General features: G+C 75.8%; 3 protein-coding genes. All 3 read right to left on the bottom strand.

Translation table 11 applies throughout. The features are described 5' to 3' along the window. Window positions 1–42 precede the first annotated feature (42 nt). Window positions 43–1398 (bottom strand): glutamate-1-semialdehyde 2,1-aminomutase, encoded by a 1356-nt coding sequence (gene hemL, locus CTKZ_RS08615; protein WP_124342565.1) that lies wholly within the window; start codon window positions 1396–1398, stop codon window positions 43–45. After that, a complete protein-coding gene (gene hemB / locus CTKZ_RS08610) occupies window positions 1395–2396 on the bottom strand; it encodes a porphobilinogen synthase (RefSeq protein WP_124342564.1) in 1002 nt (333 codons plus the stop codon). Before hemB ends, hemL begins: the two co-directional genes overlap by 4 nt. Then, window positions 2393–2943, bottom strand: a 551-nt coding sequence (locus CTKZ_RS08605; RefSeq protein WP_148090474.1) for a uroporphyrinogen-III synthase, incomplete at its 5' end; no start/stop codon positions are given. The genes hemB and CTKZ_RS08605, both read right to left, overlap by 4 nt.

The raw sequence follows: 2943 nt of genomic DNA, 5'->3' as shown, positions 1-2943 counted from the left end.
GCGGCGCGGCGAGCGGCCGTCGTCGGGCAGCGGCGCCGGGCGTCAGGCCGGGGGCGTCGCTGCTGCCGCGGCGCGCGCGGCCGCCGGGAGCGCCGACAGGACGCGGTCCACCGCGGTGTCGTCGTGCGCGGCCGAGACGAACCACGCCTCGAACGGCGACGGCGGCGCGTAGACGCCCGCCTCGAGCAGAGCGCGGTGGAACGGCGCGTACCGCCACGCCTCGCTCGCCTGCACCGCCGCGTAGTCGCGCACGCCGTGGGTCGCCGCCTCGGGGCCGAACATCGTGCTGAAGAGGCTGCCCGCCCACTGCACGCTGTGCGGGACGGACTCGTCGGCCAGGACGCGCGACAGCTCGGTGCGCAGCGTCGCCGCCGTCTGGTCGATCCGCGCGTACACCGACGCGTCGGCGAGCCGCAGCGTCGTCAGGCCCGCCGCGGTCGCGACCGGGTTCCCCGACAGCGTGCCCGCCTGGTAGACCGGGCCGACCGGAGCGAGGTGGCCCATGACGTCACGGCGACCGCCGACGGCAGCGACGGGGAGCCCGCCGCCGATCACCTTGCCGAACGTGAACAGGTCCGCGGCCCAGCCCTCGCGCAGGCCCTCGAGGCCCCACCAGCCGGAGAACCCGACCCGGAAGCCCGTGAGGACCTCGTCCTGGATGAGCAGCGCGCCGTGCTCCGCCGTGAGGCGGCGCAGCTCGGCGTTGAAGCCCGGTCCGGGCGGGACGACGCCCATGTTCGCGGGTGCGGCCTCGGTGATGACCGCGGCGATCCGGTCGCCGTGCGTCGCGAAGGCCTCCGCGACGGCATCGACGTCGTTGTAGGGGAGCACGATCGTCTCGGCCGCGACGGCCGTCGACACACCGGCCGAGTCGGGCAGCGCGAGCGTCGCGACGCCCGAGCCCGCGGACGCCAGCAGCGCGTCGACGTGCCCGTGGTAGCAGCCGGCGAACTTCACGACGAGGTCGCGACCGGTGTGGGCGCGCGCGAGACGCAGCGCCGTCATCGTCGCCTCGGTACCGGTCGACACGAGCCGCACCATCTCCGCCGCAGGGACGCGCGAGCGGATCTCGTCGACCAGGTCGACCTCGGTGACCGTCGGGGCGCCGAACCCGAGACCGCGCGCCGCGGCGGCCTGCACGGCCTCGACCACCTCCGGGTGCGCGTGGCCCAGCAGTGCCGGACCCCACGAGCCGACCAGGTCGACGTACTCGTGCCCGTCGACGTCCGTGACGTACGGGCCGCTGCCCGACGCGATGAACGGCGGTGTGCCGCCGACGGCGCCGAACGCGCGCACGGGGGAGTTCACACCGCCGGGGATCACGGCCTGGGCGTGCGCGAACGTCTCCGCGCTCGTGCGGCCGGCGACCGCCGCCTCGCTGCTGCCGTACCGGCTCATGACTTCTCCTCCGCCAGCCACGCGGCCAGCTCCGTCGCGAAGTAGGTGAGCACGTGATCGGCACCCGCACGACGGATGCTGAGCACGGACTCCAGGATCGCCCGTTCGCGCTCGATCCAGCCGTGCGCGGCGGCGGCCTCGATCATGGCGTATTCGCCCGACACCTGGTAGGCGCTGACCGGAACGGTGGACACGGCCGCCACGTCGGCGAGCACGTCCAGGTAGGACATCGCGGGCTTCACCATGACCACGTCGGCACCCTCGGCGATGTCGATCGCGACCTCGCGCGCCGCCTCCCGGCGGTTCGCGGGGTCCATCTGGTAGGTCCGACGGTCGCCCTCGAGCTGCGACTCGACGGCGTCCCGGAACGGGCCGTAGAAGGCCGACGCGTACTTCGCCGCGTAGGCGAGCACCGCGACCTGGTCGTGGCCGGCGTCGTCGAGCGCGTCGCGCACCACGCCGACCTGGCCGTCCATCATCCCGCTGAGCCCCACGAGGTGCGCGCCAGCGGCGGCCTGCGCGAGCGCCATCTCCGCGTAGCGGACCAGCGTCGCGTCGTTGTCGACCGCGCCCGCGGGGGTCAGGACGCCGCAGTGCCCGTGGTCGGTGAACTCGTCGAGGCACAGGTCCGCCTGCACGACGAGCGCGTCACCGGCCTCGGCGACCGCGTCCGCGATGGCGAGGTTGAGGATGCCGTCGGGGGCGGTGGCCTGCGAGCCGACCGCGTCGCGGACCTCGGGGATCGCGAACAGCATGACCCCGCCGAGCCCGGCCGCGGCAGCGTCCGACACGGCGCCCTTGAGCGAGTCGCGCGTGTGCTGCAGGACGCCCGGCATCGACGCGATCGGCCGCGCCTCGGTCAGTCCCTCGCGCACGAAGAGAGGGAGGACGAGCTCCGCGGGGTGCAGACGGGTCTCCGCCGTGAGACGGCGCATCGCGGTCGTCGTGCGGAGGCGGCGCGGGCGGACCCGGCCGGGACGGGGGAGGGAGGTGGTCACGCGTGCTCCTCGGAGCGGGGGGTGGGGGGTGTCGGTGCGGCGGTCTCAGGGGGCGTCGCGGATTCACCGTCGGGGGTGGCGGACGAACGGGTGACGACGTCGCCGACCGCCGACGCGAGGGCGGCGACGAGGCTCGTCATCGTCTGCTCCTGCGCGACGCCCGCGAGCGGCAGGCCGAGACGCTCGACCTCGGCCGCGGTGGTCGGGCCGATCGCGACGAGCGCGGTCCCGGCGGGCGGCGCCCCGAGCTGCGCGACGAGCTCCCGGACCGTGCTGGCCGACGTCAGCAGCGCCGCGCCGATCGACCCGTCGGCCCACGCGGCGCGGACCTCGGCCGACGGCGGAGCCGCGGGCACCGTGCGGTAGGCGACGACGTCGTCGACCTGCCAGCCGCGCGCCCGCAGGCCGTCGGCGAGCGTCGGGGCGGCCAGGTCGCCGCGCGGGAACAGCACGCGCTGCGCCGGGCCGGTCGTGCCGTCGGCGCTGGTCGTGGAGTCCCTGCCCGACGGCAGCGCCGGCCAGGACGCGACGAGCGCGCGCGCGGTCG

This window comes from Cellulomonas algicola (assembly GCF_003851725.1).
In the GTDB taxonomy this organism is placed as follows: Bacteria; Actinomycetota; Actinomycetes; order Actinomycetales; family Cellulomonadaceae; genus Cellulomonas; species Cellulomonas algicola.
The sequence above is the reverse complement of the archived record's forward strand: the minus strand, read 5'-3'. Positions and strand labels throughout refer to the sequence as shown.

Bases quoted from the DNA above. Each gene is read 5' to 3' on its own strand.
- hemL (WP_124342565.1), bottom strand. From the start codon at position 1,398: ATGAGCCGGTACGGCAGCAGCGAGGCGGCGGTCGCCGGCCGCACGAGC.